11 protein-coding genes are annotated in these 14232 nt (G+C 75.1%); all 11 read right to left on the reverse strand.

Annotated elements, in window-relative coordinates; genetic code table 11:
- Positions 1-136: 136 nt before the first annotated feature.
- Positions 137-1588 (reverse strand): UDP-N-acetylmuramate--L-alanine ligase, encoded by a 1452-nt coding sequence (gene murC, locus CUD01_RS02900; protein ID WP_307722661.1) that lies wholly within the window; start codon positions 1586-1588, stop codon positions 137-139.
- Positions 1585-2757 (reverse strand): UDP-N-acetylglucosamine--N-acetylmuramyl-(pentapeptide) pyrophosphoryl-undecaprenol N-acetylglucosamine transferase, encoded by a 1173-nt coding sequence (locus CUD01_RS02905; protein ID WP_244937622.1) that lies wholly within the window; start codon positions 2755-2757, stop codon positions 1585-1587. Before CUD01_RS02905 ends, murC begins: the two co-directional genes overlap by 4 nt.
- Complete coding sequence (gene ftsW, locus CUD01_RS02910; protein WP_141318642.1) at positions 2750-4051, reverse strand: putative lipid II flippase FtsW; 1302 nt, start codon at positions 4049-4051, stop codon at positions 2750-2752. Before ftsW ends, CUD01_RS02905 begins: the two co-directional genes overlap by 8 nt.
- A gap of 5 nt (positions 4052-4056) precedes the next feature.
- On the reverse strand, positions 4057-5490 hold the full coding sequence (gene murD, locus CUD01_RS02915) for a UDP-N-acetylmuramoyl-L-alanine--D-glutamate ligase (RefSeq protein ID WP_218023829.1): 1434 nt from the start codon (positions 5488-5490) through the stop codon (positions 4057-4059).
- An 87-nt stretch (positions 5491-5577) separates the two neighbouring features.
- Complete coding sequence (mraY, locus tag CUD01_RS02920; RefSeq protein ID WP_141318564.1) at positions 5578-6660, reverse strand: phospho-N-acetylmuramoyl-pentapeptide-transferase; 1083 nt, start codon at positions 6658-6660, stop codon at positions 5578-5580.
- The gene (locus CUD01_RS02925; RefSeq protein ID WP_141318566.1) at positions 6657-8165 is read right to left on the reverse strand and encodes a UDP-N-acetylmuramoyl-tripeptide--D-alanyl-D-alanine ligase; all 1509 of its coding nucleotides are present in this window, start codon (positions 8163-8165) and stop codon (positions 6657-6659) included. Before CUD01_RS02925 ends, mraY begins: the two co-directional genes overlap by 4 nt.
- Positions 8162-9757 carry a UDP-N-acetylmuramoyl-L-alanyl-D-glutamate--2,6-diaminopimelate ligase gene (locus CUD01_RS02930; RefSeq protein ID WP_141318568.1) on the reverse strand — a complete coding sequence of 532 codons (1596 nt, stop codon included), beginning with the start codon at positions 9755-9757 and terminating at the stop codon, positions 8162-8164. Before CUD01_RS02930 ends, CUD01_RS02925 begins: the two co-directional genes overlap by 4 nt.
- Positions 9758-9819: 62 nt before the next feature.
- Positions 9820-11706, reverse strand: a complete 1887-nt coding sequence (locus CUD01_RS02935) for a peptidoglycan D,D-transpeptidase FtsI family protein (protein ID WP_244937623.1) — start codon at positions 11704-11706, stop codon at positions 9820-9822.
- A gap of 83 nt (positions 11707-11789) precedes the next feature.
- Positions 11790-12212: a cell division protein FtsL gene (gene ftsL / locus CUD01_RS02940; protein WP_094179819.1), complete on the reverse strand. Its 423-nt coding sequence runs from the start codon at positions 12210-12212 to the stop codon at positions 11790-11792.
- Complete coding sequence (gene rsmH, locus CUD01_RS02945) at positions 12209-13225, reverse strand: 16S rRNA (cytosine(1402)-N(4))-methyltransferase RsmH (protein ID WP_141318570.1); 1017 nt, start codon at positions 13223-13225, stop codon at positions 12209-12211. The genes ftsL and rsmH overlap by 4 nt, the downstream gene beginning before the upstream one ends.
- 189 nt (positions 13226-13414) lie before the next feature.
- Positions 13415-13852, reverse strand: a complete 438-nt coding sequence (gene mraZ / locus CUD01_RS02950; protein WP_094182104.1) for a division/cell wall cluster transcriptional repressor MraZ — start codon at positions 13850-13852, stop codon at positions 13415-13417.
- Positions 13853-14232 lie beyond the last annotated feature (380 nt).

Consider the following 14232-nt stretch of genomic DNA (forward strand, 5'->3'; position numbering starts at 1 on the left):
GTCCGCGCGGGCGTGGACGCCGGGACCGCCCCGTCCGGAGCCGCCGGGTCGGCCGGTCGCGATGTCACGACCCGCGGCGTCGGACGCGGGCGCGGCGACGGGCGCGGGACGGGCGGCCGCGGCGGCCGGGACGGGCTCATGACGCGTCCCGCTCCCTGGCGGCGAGGTGCTCGAGGATCTCCGGGCCGAGCGTCGTGACGTCGCCCGCACCGACCGTCAGCAGCAGGTCACCGGGACGTGCCGCGTCCGCGACCGCGCGCGCCGCGGCGTGCCGGTCCGGGACGAAGCTCGCCTTGCCGGGCGTCGGCACCCGGTCGACGACGAGCGCGCCCGACACGTCCGGGTCCGGGTCCTCGCGCGAGGCGTAGACGTCGGTCACGACGACGAGGTCCGCGAGGTCGAACGCCGCCCCGAACTCGGTCGCGAACGTGCGCGTCCGTGAGTACAGGTGCGGCTGGAACAGCGCGAGCACCCGGCCCGTGCCGGCGACGGCCCGCGCGGTGCGCAGCAGCGCCGCGACCTCGGTGGGGTGGTGCGCGTAGTCGTCGACGACGCGCACGCCCCCGACGGTGCCCCGGTCCTCGAACCGTCGCCCCGTCCCCCGGAACGCGCCGAGCGCGTGCGCGGCGTCGGGCCCGGGCACGCCGAGGCGCACGAGCACGGCCCACGCGGCGGCCGCGTTCAGCGCGTTGTGCGTGCCGGGCACCGCGAGCATGACCGTGGTCGCGCCCGTCGCGTCACGCGGCGTGACGTCGAACGTCCAGCGTGCGTCCTCCTGCGCGACGAGCTCGCCGACACGCACGTCCGCGTCGGCGGACCGGCCGTAGGTCAGCACGTCGACCCCCCGGGACGCGAGGTCGTCGGTCACGCGAGCGACGAGCCGGCGCGAGCCGTCGTCGTCCGCGCAGGCGACGAGCAGCCCGCCGGGGCGCACCCGCGCGGCGAACGCGACGAACGCGTCCTCGAACGCCTCGCGCGTGCCGTAGTGGTCGAGGTGGTCGGGCTCGACGTTGGTCACGACCGACACGAGCGGCGCGTACGCGAGGAACGAGCCGTCGGACTCGTCGGCCTCCGCGACGAACGCCGCGCCGGCGCCGTCGTGCCCGCCGCCCACCGGGCCCGCCTCGGTCAGGACGGTCCCGCCGATCGCGAACGACGGGTCCGCGCCGACCGCGAGGAGAGCCGTCGCGACCATCGCCGACGTCGTCGTCTTGCCGTGCGCGCCCGCGACCGCGACTCCGGCACGGTCCGCCATGAGGGACGCGAGCGCCTGCGAGCGGTGCAGGACCCGCAGCCCCGCGGCGCGCGCGGCGGCCAGCTCGGGGTTGGTCTCGCGCACGGCGGAGGAGACGACGAGCGTGTCGACGTCGGCGACGAGCGCCGCGTCGTGGCCCACGTGCACGTCCACGCCCGCGGCACGCAGGCCGGGCAGGGCGGGTCCGTCGGCCGCGTCCGAGCCGCTGACGGCGAGCCCCCGTGCGGCGAGCAGCAGCGCGACCGCGGACATCCCCGCACCCCCGACGCCCACGAGGTGGACCCGTCCGAGGTCGCCGACTGGGACCGGCGCCGCCTGCTCGGGCGCGGTCACGCGGCACCGCCGTCGACCAGCTGCGCCTCGACGAGGTCGACCACCCGGCCCGCGGCGTCGGGCACGCCGACCGACGCGGCCGCCGCGGCCATGCGCCGGCGCGCCGGCGCGGACCCCGGTCCGACGAGCAGCGCGGGCAGGTGCGCGGTGATCCACGCGGCGTCCAGCTCGTCGTCGGCGACGAGGAGCGCACCGCCCGCCGCGACCACGGGGCCGGCGTTGCGACGCTGCTCGCCGTTGCCGATCGGGAGCGGCACGTACACCGCGGGCAGGCCGAGCGCGGCCACCTCGCACACCGTCCCGGCACCCGAGCGCGCGAGGACCACGTCCGCGCACGCGAGCGCCAGGTGCATCTCGTCGAGGTACTCGAGCACGTGGTACCGCGCGACCTGCTCGGCCGTGAGACCACCCTCCCGCGCGAGCGCGTCCCGCGCCGCGACGACGGGCCCGGACTTGTCGCGGCCCGTGAGGTGCAGCACCTGCACGCCCGCCGCGAGCAGGTCGCCGGCCGCGGACGCGACCGCCGCGTTGATGCTCGCCGCACCGAGCGAGCCGCCGGTGACCAGCAGCGTCGGGAGGTCCGGGTCGAGCCCGAGCACACCCGCCGCGCTGCGCCGCGCGGCCGCCGCGTCCGCCGCACGGTCGGCGACCAGCGCCGCGACGGGAGCGCGCAGCGGGAGCCCCGTGACCACGGCGCCCGGCAGCGACGTGCCCGGGAACGTGACCGCGACCGCGCGGGCCCACCGCGCGCCCAGCCGGTTCGCGAGGCCCGGACGCGCGTTCTGCTCGTGCACCACGACGGGGACGCCGCGCCTGCGGGCCGCGAGGTACGCGGGCGTCGCGACGTAGCCGCCGAACCCGACCACCACCTGCGCGTCGTTCTCGTCGATCGCGCGTCCGGCCGCGGCGATCGCCGCGCGCAGCCGTCCCGGCAGCCGGAGCAGGTCGAGCGACGGCCGCCGGGGCAGCGGCACGCGCGGCACCACCGCGAGCGGCAGACCCGCGGCGGGCACGAGGCGCGCCTCGAGCCCCTCGGCGGTGCCGAGCGCCGTCAGGGTCGCCCCGGGGTGCCGGCGGCGCAGCTCGTCGGCCACCGCGACCAGCGGGTTGACGTGACCGGCGGTGCCGCCGCCCGCCAGGAGAACGGACACGGGGCGTGCGTCAGGCACGTCCACCACCTCTCGACGTCGTGGAAGATGCGGCCGTGCGCGACCGGTCGGCGCGCGCGGGGCCCCGGCCGAGCCCGACGACCGCGAGCGAGCGTCGCACGGCGCCCGCGCGCGCCGCGAGCGCGTCCGCCGCCCCGGGCTCGTCGCGCGCGAACGCGATGACGACGCCGAGCGCCGCGAGCGTCATGATGAGCGCCGAGCCGCCCGCCGACACGAGCGGGAGCGGTACGCCGATCACCGGCGCGAGGCCGATGACGACCGCGATGTTGACGAACGCCTGGCCGACGATCCACGCGAGGACCGCGCCGGTGGCGACCTTGACGAACGGGTCGGGGTGGCGGCTGATGACGCGGATCATCGCGAACGCCAGCAGGCCGAACAGGCCGAGCACGATGAGCGTGCCCACCAGGCCCAGCTCCTCGCCGAGGATCGCGAAGATGAAGTCGTTGTGGGCCGCGGGCAGGTACGACCACTTCTCGCGGCTCTGCCCGAGCCCCAGCCCGCCGATCCCGCCGCTCGCCAACCCCCAGCTGCCGTGCAGCGTCTGGTAGCAGTCGGCCGACGCCGAGCACTCGTCGCCCCCGAGCCAGCTGCCGATGCGCTGCATGCGGTTCGGGCTGAGCAGGACGAGCGCCGCCACGGCGGCCCCGGCGAGCGCGCCCGCCACCGCGAACATGCGCAGCGGCACGCCCGCGACGAACATCGCGCCCGCGACCAGGACGCACAGCACGAGCGCGGTACCCAGGTCGTGCCCCAGCAGGACCGCGCCGATCGCGAGCCCCGCGACCGGGACGGCCGGGACGAACACGTGCTTCCACTGCTCGAGGTACGGCTGCTTGCGCGCGAGCACGGCACCGAGCCAGAGCGCGAGCGCGAGCTTGATCGTCTCCGACGGCTGGGCGGTGATGCCGCCGGGCAGTCGCACCCAGTTGGTGTTCCCGCCCGCGCCGGTGCCCAGCCCGAGGAACACGAGCGACTGGAACGCGACCGCGGCACCCAGCGCCGGCCACGCGATCCGCTTGAAGAACCGCACGGGCAACCGCGACAGCACGATCGCGATCGGCAGCCCCACGAGCGCGAACTTCGCCTGGTCGAGGAACACGGCGTACGCGTTGCCGTTCTTGTCCAGGGACTCGACGCTCGAGCTCGACAGGACCATGACCAGGCCGATCACCAGCAGCAGCGCGCTCGCACCGATGAGCACGTAGTAGCTCGTGACGACGCTGTTCCAGTGGCCGAGCAGCGAACCGCGCGCGCGGGCGGTCGCCGTCTCGGCGGCGGCGTCCTGCGGCACGGCGCTCACGCGCGTCCGCCCGTCCGCTCGCCTCCCTCGCCCACCGCCGCACGTGCGGCCGCGGCGAACGCGTCACCGCGCGCGGCGTACGAGGCGAACTGGTCCATGGACGCGCAGGCGGGCGCGAGCAGCACGGTCGTGCCGGTCGCTGGCCCGGGACGCACGAGGGTGCGCGCGGCGGCCACGGCGGAGGTCATCACGTCCCCAGTCTCACCGGGGACGATCTCGACCACGGGGACCTCGGGCGCGTGTCGGGCGAGCGCGTCACGCAGCGGCTCACGGTCCGCACCGATGAGGACGACTCCCGCGAGGCGGTCCCGACGCGCGCGCACGAGGTCGTCGAACCGGGCGCCCTTGGCGAGCCCGCCCGCGACCCACACGACGCTCCCGGGCGGGAACGCCCCGAGCGACGCGGCCGCGGCGTGCGCGTTCGTGGCCTTCGAGTCGTCGACGTAGCTGACGTCCACGGACCGGCCGTCGACCGTGAGCGCCTGCCTGGCGACCGTCTCGATGCGGTGGTGGCCGGGGGCGAACGCCCGCAGTCCCTCGCGCACGTGCGCGGGCTCGACGCCGTGCGCGAGCGCGAGCGCCGCGGCCGCGAGCGCGTCGGCGACGACGTGCGGCGGCACCGTGGCGTCGGGTCCGGCGAGCGCCGCGAGGTCGTCGAGCGTGCCGAGCTCGGCGGCGTGCGTGTGCCGCAGCCGCGCGAACCCGCGGTCGACGAGCACGTCCTCGACGAGGCCGATCTGGCCCACGGCGGGCGTGCCGAGCGTGAACCCCACGGCGACCGCGCCGTCGACGACGTCCGCGTCCCGCACCATCTGCTCCGTGCGCGGGTCGGCGACGTTGTAGACGCACGCGAGCTGCGCGCGCTCGTAGACACGGGCCTTGTCGGCCGCGTACGCCTCGAGCGAGCCGTGCCAGTCGAGGTGGTCGGCCGCGACGTTGAGGACGGCGGCCGCCTGGGCGGACATGCTGTGCGTGTAGTGCAGCTGGAAGCTCGACAGCTCGACCGCGAGCACGTCGAACGTCGGGTCCGTCACCGCGTGCACGATCGGCGTGCCGACGTTGCCGACCGCGAGCGCGTTGCGCCCCGCGGCCGTCAGGACCGACTCGAGCATCCCCACGGTCGTCGTCTTGCCGTTGGTGCCCGTGAGCGCGAGCCACGGTGCGGGTGCGCCGGACGGCCCGGGCACACGCACCCGCCACGCGAGCTCGACCTCGCTCCACACCGGCGTCCCCTGGGCGGCGGCGGCCGCGAGCAGCGGGTGGTGCGGTGCGAGCCCGGGCGAGGTCACGACGAGGTCCGCACGCGCGAGCCCACCGCCCGCGAGGTACTCGGCGCTCGAGACGGCCTCGTCGGACGCGTCGTCGACCGGCACGACGCGCGCGCCGCGCGCCGCGAGCACCTCCGCCGCCGCGCGCCCGGACACCCCCATGCCGGCGACGACGACGCGAGCGCCCTCGAGGTCGAGCGGGCGCCGCGCCGCGGTGTCGGGCCCCGCCTGGTCAGGTCCCTGCGTCACCTAGCCGGCCACCCACTCGCCGTAGAAGATCCCGACCCCGAGCGCGACGAACAGCCCGGCGATGATCCAGAACCGGATCACGATCGTGACCTCGCCCCAGCCGCCGAGCTCGAAGTGGTGGTGCAGCGGCGCCATCTTGAACACGCGCCGCCCGGTCATCTTGAAGAACCCGATCTGGATGACGTCGGACAGCACCTCGAGCACGAACAGGCCGCCGACGACCGCCGCGAGGATCTCGGTGCGCGTGAGGATCGACAGGCCCGCGAGCGCGCCGCCGAGCGCGAGGGAGCCCGTGTCGCCCATGAAGATCTTGGCGGGGCTCGCGTTCCACCACAGGAACCCGAAGCACGCACCGGTGATCGCCGCGGCGACGACCGCGAGCGCGAGCGGGTCGCGCGTCTCGTAGCAGCGCGGTCCCGCGGAGCCGAGGATCTGGCACGACTGGTTGAACTGCCACACGCAGATGACGACGTACGCGCCGAACACGATGAGCGAGACACCCGTGGCGAGACCGTCGAGACCGTCGGTGAGGTTCACCGCGTTGGACCACGCCGTGATGAGGAAGTTCGCCCAGATCACGAACAGGATCAGGCCGATCGTCGCGCCCGCGAACGCCAGGTCGATGCCCGTGTCGCGGATGAACGAGATCTTGGTCGAGGCGGGCGTGCGGAACAGGTCGTTCGGGAACTGCAGCGCCGCGACGGCGAACGCGACCCCCACGAGCCCCTGACCGACGATCTTCCACCGGGCCTTGAGGCCGAGGCTGCGCTGCCGGCTGATCTTGATGAAGTCGTCGAGGAAGCCGACGAGCCCGAGCCCCGTCATGAGGAACAGCACGAGGATCTCGGACACCGACGGCTTGGTGCCGGTGAGCAGCAGCGCGGCCGCCCAGCCGAGCAGCGTCGCGCCGATGATGACGACGCCGCCCATGGTCGGCGTGCCGCGCTTGGTGAAGTGCGCGGTCGGTCCGTCCTGGCGGATGAACTGCCCGTACTGCCGGCGCACGAGGAACCGGATGAACAGCGGCGTCCCGAGCAGCGCGACGAGCATCGCGACGCCGCCCGAGATGAGGACGGCCCTCACGAGCCGCTCACCCCCGCCGGTTCGCCCGTCCCGGCCGTCGCGGCCGGGTCGGCCGGGTCGGCCGGGTCGGCCGTGAGGATGTCACCGAGCCGCCACAGGCCCGCGCCGTACGACGACTTCACGAGCACGACGTCGCCCGCGCGCAGCTCGTCGGCCAGGAACGCCGCTGCGGCGTCCACGTCGTCCGCGAGCGCGACCTCGTCGCCCCAGCTGCCCTCGTGGTTGGCGCCGTCGCGGATCGCCCGCGCGCCCTCGCCCACCACGACCGTCAGACCGATGTTGAGGCGCACCGCGAGCCGGCCGATCGCGTCGTGCGCCTCGCGCGAGCCGTCACCGAGCTCGAGCATCTCGCCGAGCACGGCGATGGAGCGCCGGTCCCGGCCGGCGACGACCGCGAGCGCCTTGAGCGCGGCGCGCATCGAGTCGGGGTTGGCGTTGTACGAGTCGTCGATGACCGTCACGCCGTCGGCGCGGTCGACGACGTGCATGCGGTGCGGCGACAGCGCGTCCGCGCCGGACAGCCCGGTCGCGACCTCGTCGAGCGTCAGACCAGCGGTGAGCGCCGCGGCCGCGGCCGCCAGCGCGTTGTGCACGTGGTGCTCCCCCACGAGCCGCAGCGCGACGTCCGCCTGCGCGCGCTCGGGCGTCCCGTCGCCGACGACGAGCGTGAACCGCGCACGGCCCGCGCGGTCGACGCGCACGTCGGTGGCGCGCACCCAGGCACCCTGGGACTGGCCGAACGTCACGACCTCGCCGGGTGCGAGCGCGGCCATCGCGACGACGCGCGGGTCGTCCGCGTTGAGCACCGCGACACCCTCGGGCAGGAGCCCCTGGACGATCTCGGACTTCGCCCGTGCGACGTCCTCGATCCCGCCCCCGAACCCGCCGAGGTGCGCGTGGCCGACGACGAGCACCACGGCGACGTCCGGCGGCGCGATGCGGGTGAGGTACGTGAGGTGACCCGGGCCGGAGGCGCCCATCTCGAGCACCAGGAAGCGGGTGCTCTCGTCGGCGCGCAGCACCGTCAGCGGCAGCCCGATCTCGTTGTTGAAGGAGCGCACCGGTGCGACCGTCGGGCCGGCCGCGCCGCACAGCTGCGCGAGCAGGTCCTTCGTCGTCGTCTTGCCGACGGAGCCCGTGACGCCGACGACGCGCAGCCCGGAGCCGCCGGGCGCGAGCGCCGCCTCGCGCAGCTGCGCGAGCACGTCGCGCGCGAGGTCGCCCAGCGCGACCTCGACGTCGGGCACGACGACCGTCGGGAGCGCCGAGCCGTCCTCACCCGTGAGGGGACGCGCGGCCAGCACCGCGGCGGCGCCCGCCGCCACGGCCGCGGCCGCGAAGTCGTGACCGTCCACGTGCTCCCCGGGCAGCGCGACGAACAGCCCGCCCGGCTCGACGTCGCGCGAGTCCGTGACGACGGCGCCCGCCACCACCTGCGCGTGCGCGACGCCGTGCAACGTCCCGCCGGTCGCCTCCGCGATCTGCGCGGCGGTCAGCGCGATCACGCGGCACCGCCCGCGGCGGGCAGCGGCGGTGCGTCCGCCAGGCCGTCGGCGACGGCCTGCAGGTAGACGTCTCGGTCGTTGTACCGGTGGAACACTCCGGCGATCTCCTGGGTCGGTTCGTGGCCCTTGCCCGTGACGATCACGGTGTCCCCCTCGCCCGCGAGCGCGACGCCGAGGCGCAGCGCCTGGGCGCGTGGGGACACCTCGTGCACGTCCGCCAGGTCGGGCCGCACCTGACGCACGCCGGCCAGGATGGCGGCGCGGATCTCGCCCGGGTCCTCCGAGCGAGGGTTCTCGTCGGTCACGACGAGGACGTCGGCGAGCCGGGCGGCGATCTCGCCCATGATCGGGCGCTTGCCGCGGTCCCGGTCGCCGTCGGAGCCGAACACGATGACGAGGCGGCCGGGCGTGATCGGCCGCACGGCCTCGAGCGCGAGGACGAGCGCGTCGGGCGTGTGCGCGTAGTCGACGATGCCCAGGGGGCGGCCGGGGGCGCGCTCGATGACGCGCTCCATCCGGCCGGGCACGGCGTGCGCGCCGCCGACCGCGTCGACCGCCGTCGCCAGGTCGACGCCCGCCGCGTGGGCGAGCACGATCGCGAGCGCGGCGTTGGACACGTTGACGAGGCCCGGCAGCGGGCTCGCGGCCACGTGCTCGGTGCCGTCCGGGCCGCGCAGCGTGAACGTCGAGCCCACGCCGTCGAGCCCGACGTCGGCCGACACGACCGCCCAGTCCGCCTCCGCCGCAGCGGGGTCGCCCACGTGCGTGGCGAGGGACTCCACCGGGATCCGCGCCTCGCGCACGAGCCGCCGGCCCCACTCGTCGTCGACCACGACGACGCCGCGACGCGCCTGACCCGGCTCGAACAGCCGCGCCTTGTCGCGGAAGTAGCCCTCCATGTCCCCGTGGAAGTCGAGGTGGTCGCGCTGCAGGTTCGTGAAGCCGACGACGTCGAACGTCGTGCCCGCGACGCGGTGCAGCGCGAGCGCGTGCGACGAGACCTCCATCGCGACGGCGGTCGCGCCGCGCTCGACGGCGAGCGCCAGGACGTGCTGCAGCACGGGGGCCTCGACCGTGGTGCGCGGGCTCTCGATCGCCTGCGACCCGATGCGCAGCTCGACCGTACCGAGCACGGCCGTGGTGGGGTGGACCGCCCGCAGGGCCGCGTCGACGAAGTAGGTCGTGGTCGTCTTGCCGTTGGTACCCGTCACGCCCACCGTGCGCAGGTGCTGCGCGGGGTCCCCCGCGACGTACGCGGCGAGCGGTCCGGCGAGCGCGCGCGGGTCGTCGGCGAGCAGGACGGGGACCCACTGCGCGAGGTCCCCCAGCTCGGCCACGCCCGCGGCGTCGGTGACGACCGCCACGGCCCCGGCGTCGACGGCCTGCGCCGCGAACCGCGCCCCGTGCACGCGTGCGCCCGCCACGGCCACGAACAGCTCACCGGTGCCGACGTCGTCGGACGCCATGGTCACGCCGTGGACCGTGGTGCCCGCGATGTCCGCCCCGACGCTGACCAGCGAGAACGCGTCCACCAGAGCAGCGAGGGGGAGGTCGGCGGGACGCGTGGGTCGCATCCGTGCCGTCGAGGTCATGGGGAGGAATCTACCGTGGACACCGTCCCCCGACGCGCCGCCGGCCACCGCCGTGGCCGGGCTCACCACGTCGTGGGGAACAGCGTGGCCTTGGTCCCCGAGGGCGGGACGCCCAGCTCGCTCAGCGCGTACGCACCGATCTTGCTGAACACCGGCGCCGCGACGACGCTGCCGTACTCCGAGGTCCGCGGGTTGTGCAGGATCACGCTGATCGCGAGCCGCGGCTCGTCCGCGGGGACGACCCCGATGAACGACGCCGTGATGCCCTGCTTGCCGCCGTTGATCCAGTTCTGCGCCGTGCCGGTCTTCCCGGCCACGCGGTAGCCCGGGATCGACGCCGTCGAGCCGGTCCCCTCGTCGACGACCGACTCGAGCATCGTCATCACCGTCGCCGCGGTCTCCTGGGAGATGATGCGCGTGCGGGCCGCCTTCTTGGACGCGGTGAACGTCCCGTCGGGCGCGGTCCAGCCCCTGACGACGTGCGGCTGCACCCGGACCCCGTCGTTCGCGACGGTCGCCAGCACCTGCGTCGCCTGGATCGCGTTCACCGAGACGCCCTGCCCGAAGAGCACCACGTACGGCGTGCGCGCGTTGTTGCGGTCGCCGAACAGGCCCGCGGACTCCCCCGCCAGGTCGATGCCCGTCCGGGAGCCGAACCCGAACCGCTCCAGCCACCGGTAGCGCTGGTCGACGGTCAGCTTGGAGCCGATCTGCACCGTGCCGGTGTTGGAGGACTCGGCGAGCACGCCCGCGGTCGTCAGGTGCTGCGTCTCGTGCTCGTGCGAGTCCTTGAACGTCTGGCCGTTCTCGACCGTCAGCTTGTACGGCACGGTCCACCGGTCCGTCGGCGTGACGAGACCCTCCTCGAGCACCGCCGCCATCGTGATGACCTTGCCCGTCGAGCCCGGCTCGAACACGTTGGAGACGGACGGTGCGAGCGAGCCGCCCGCCGAGTCGCCCGGCTTGTTCGGGTCCCGCGAGCCGGAGTCGGCGAGCGCGAGCACCTCGCCCGTGCGCACGTCCATCACGACGATCGTGCCGGAGTCCGAGCCGGTCGCGGCGACCTGCTCGTTGAGCAGGCTCTCCGCCTTCCACTGGATGTCGGAGTCGATCGTGAGGGTCGCGGAGTCTCCCTGCGTGGCCGGAGTGCCCTCGAAGTACCCGCCGGGGACCTGCTGGCCCTTGGCGCCGCGCTCGAACACCTCGGTCCCCGGCGTCCCCTTGAGACGGTCGTCGAGCGACGCCTCGAGCCCCTCCAGCCCCTGCCCGTTGGAGTTCACGAAGCCGATGATGTTCCCCGCGAGCGGACCGTTGGGGTACACGCGGTCCGCGACCTTGTCCACGTTGATGCCCGGCAGCCGCATCGCGAAGATCTCGCGCGCCACCTGCGGGAGCACGCCCTTCTGGAGGTACTTGAAGCTCCGCGTGCCGACGAGCTCGCCCCCCAGCACCGCGGCGTCCGCCCCGAGCAGCGGCGCGAGCCGCTTCGCGACGCCCAGCGCGCCGTCCGGGTCGTCGGGCGCACCCTTGCCGCGGTACTCGCCCACCAGGCGCTGGTTCACCGAGATGTCGTACCGCTCCACGGACGTCGCGAGCGCGACGCCGTCCCGGTCCGTGATCTGCCCCCGTGCGCCGATGATCGAGATGGTCGACAGGCGCTCGTCGCGCGCCTGCTGGGCGACGGACGGCCCGCGGACCGCCTGCACGTACACCAGCCGTCCGGCGAACACGGCGACGACCAGGACGACCGCGACGGCGAGCACGACGAGGCGGGCCCGCCGCCCCGCGCGTCCGGGCCGCGGCGGCCGCGGGACCACGATCGGGGGGCTCGTCGCCCCCCTCCCCCGCGGCGCGGCGGCACCCGGACGCGCCCCCGCGCGGACGGTCTCGACCGTCTCGCGCGTGGGCTGACGCCCGGCGGGCGGCCGACGCGCCGTCGTGGAGCTCACGGAGCCACTGTGCCTGCTGGCGGTCCGGGCGCCCGGACCGCCACGCGGGGTACGGGAACCCGGCCGCGCGGAGACGTCCGTCATCAGCGCCCGCCGGCGGCGCCCTGCACCGTGCCGTCGGAGAGCCGGATCCAGCCCGTGCCCTCCGACGGGACCATCCCGAGCGCGCCCGCCGACTTCGCGAGCTCGGCCGGCGAGCCCTTCGCGTCGAGCGCCGCGGACAGGTCCTTGGCGTCCTGGTCGAGGCGACCCAGCTCGATCCCCAGGTCGTACTTCTCGTACGAGTTCTTCGCCATCTGCGTGTTGAGCAGCAGCGCACCGAGCAGCGCCGCGGCGAGGACGCCCATGCACACGAGCACGAACGGCACCCGCGTGCGGGCGTGCGACGGCGCGCGCACGAGCCGCAGGCGCGGCGCCGCCGGCTGACGTGCGGGGGCCGGCGCGGCGGTGGCGCCGTACGGGCGGGCCGGAGCGGGGTACGCGCGTGCTGCGCTGCTGGCGCTCATGCTGCCCTCCTCGGTGCGGGACGCAGGTGGTCCGGTGTGGTGCGAAGACGTTCTGCCGCGCGCAGCCGCACCGACTGCGAACGGGGGTTGCGGGCGAGCTCGGCCTCGTCGGCCTCCTCCGCTCCGCGGGTCACCAGCCGCAGGTACGGCTGGTGCGTGTCCGGGACCACCGGCAGGTCGGGTGGCGCGCTCACGCTCGCGCCGAGCGCGAACGCCTGCTTCACCATCCGGTCCTCGAGCGACTGGTACGCCTCGACGACGATCCGGCCGCCGACCGCGAGGGCCTCGACCGACTCGGGCAGCGCCCGCGCCAGCGCGTCGAGCTCGTGGTTGACCTCGATGCGCAGCGCCTGGAACGTGCGCTTGGCCGGGTGGCCGCCGGTCGCGCGGGCCGCCGCGGGGATCGCGGCGCGCACGAGGTCGACGAGCTCGCCCGTGCGTGCGAGCGGTGCCGTCGCGCGTGCCCGCACGATCGCCCGGGCGATCCGCGGGGCGAACCGCTCCTCGCCGTACGTGCGCAGCACGCGCGCCAGGTCGCGCTCTTCGTACGTGTTGAGGACGTCCGCGGCGGTCGGGCCGGTCGTGGCGTCCATGCGCATGTCGAGCGGCGCGTCCTGGGCGTAGGAGAAGCCGCGCTCGACCTCGTCCAGCTGCAGCGACGAGACGCCGAGGTCCATGAGCACGCCCTGCACCGCGGGGATCGACAGGTCCGCGAGCACGTCGCGGATCTCGTCGTACACCGCGTGCACGCCCGTGAACCGGTCGCCGAACGGCGCGAGCCGCTCGCTCGCGAGCGCGATCGCCTGCGGGTCCCGGTCGAGGCCGACGACCCGCACGTGCGGGAACCGGCGCAGCACGCCCTCGGTGTGCCCGCCCATGCCGAGCGTGGAGTCGACCATGACCGCGCCCTCGACCTCGAGCGCGGGGGCGAGCAGCTCCAGGCACCGCTCGAGCAGGACGGGCACGTGCCGCTCGGCCGCGCCGCGTGCGTCGGGGTTCGTCGGGGTGTCCACGTGCTCCTCCTCTCGTCGGTCGCGGGTGCGGGTGCGGGTGCGGGTCGTGGTTGTGGGTGGGTGATGGTCGGGCGGCCCCTCCGCCGTCCGACCAGATCCCCCACCGGCCCTCTGCCGCGGGGAAGTGCGGCAGAGCGGTCGGGAGGAGATCTCGTCGGGCGGGAGCCGGGCACGTGCGGGACCGGTGGGTCACCACCGCCCTTGCGGGAAGACCTCCTCGGTCGCGTCGGCGTAGCCGGCCTCCTGCTCGGCGAGGTAGGTCTCCCAGGCCTGCAGGTCCCAGATCTCGACGCGCGTCCCGGCGCCGATCACGGCGACGTCGCGGTCGAGGCCCGCGTACTGGCGGAGCATCGGCGGGATCGACACGCGCCCCTGCTTGTCGGGCAGCTCGTCGTTCGCGCCGGACAGGAACACGCGCAGGTAGTCGCGGGCCTGCTTGCTCGTCACGGGCGCCTGCCGGAGCTGGTCGTGGTAGCGGCGGAACTCGTCGAGCGGCAGCAGGAACAGGCACCGCTCCTGACCCCGCGTCATGACCAGACCCTGTGCGAGCTGGGGCCGGAACTTGGCCGGGAGGATGAGCCGCCCCTTGTCGTCGAGACGCGGCGTGTAGGTGCCCAGGAAAGGCATGCCGGAGCCGAGGACGCCGACCGTCTCATGCGACACCACGCCTCCCTCCGAGCAGTCGACGCGGCGGCGGGGGAACCGCCCGGAGGGGACCCGCTCCCCGCCTCACCACGTGCCTCCACGGTACTCCACTTCCCTCCACAAGCACGTCGAAAATCGGCGGTTTCACCCTCGCGGCGCAGCGTTTGCGCAGGTCAGCACGGGTGGTGAGGAGTGGAGGAAGATTTCCGACACGCGTCCTGTTTCGCCGGGCACGTGCACCCCTGGCCTGCCGTCAGGACCGCCTCGTCCCACTCTGTCCGGGTATGTCCCGGGCCCCGGCTGCGTGTCGGGGTGCGCACGTGGAGGGAAGTGGGGACCCACCCCCGGGTGGAAGTCCGCCC

Source organism: Cellulomonas uda, assembly GCF_006538705.1.
Lineage (GTDB): Bacteria > Actinomycetota > Actinomycetes > Actinomycetales > Cellulomonadaceae > Cellulomonas > Cellulomonas uda.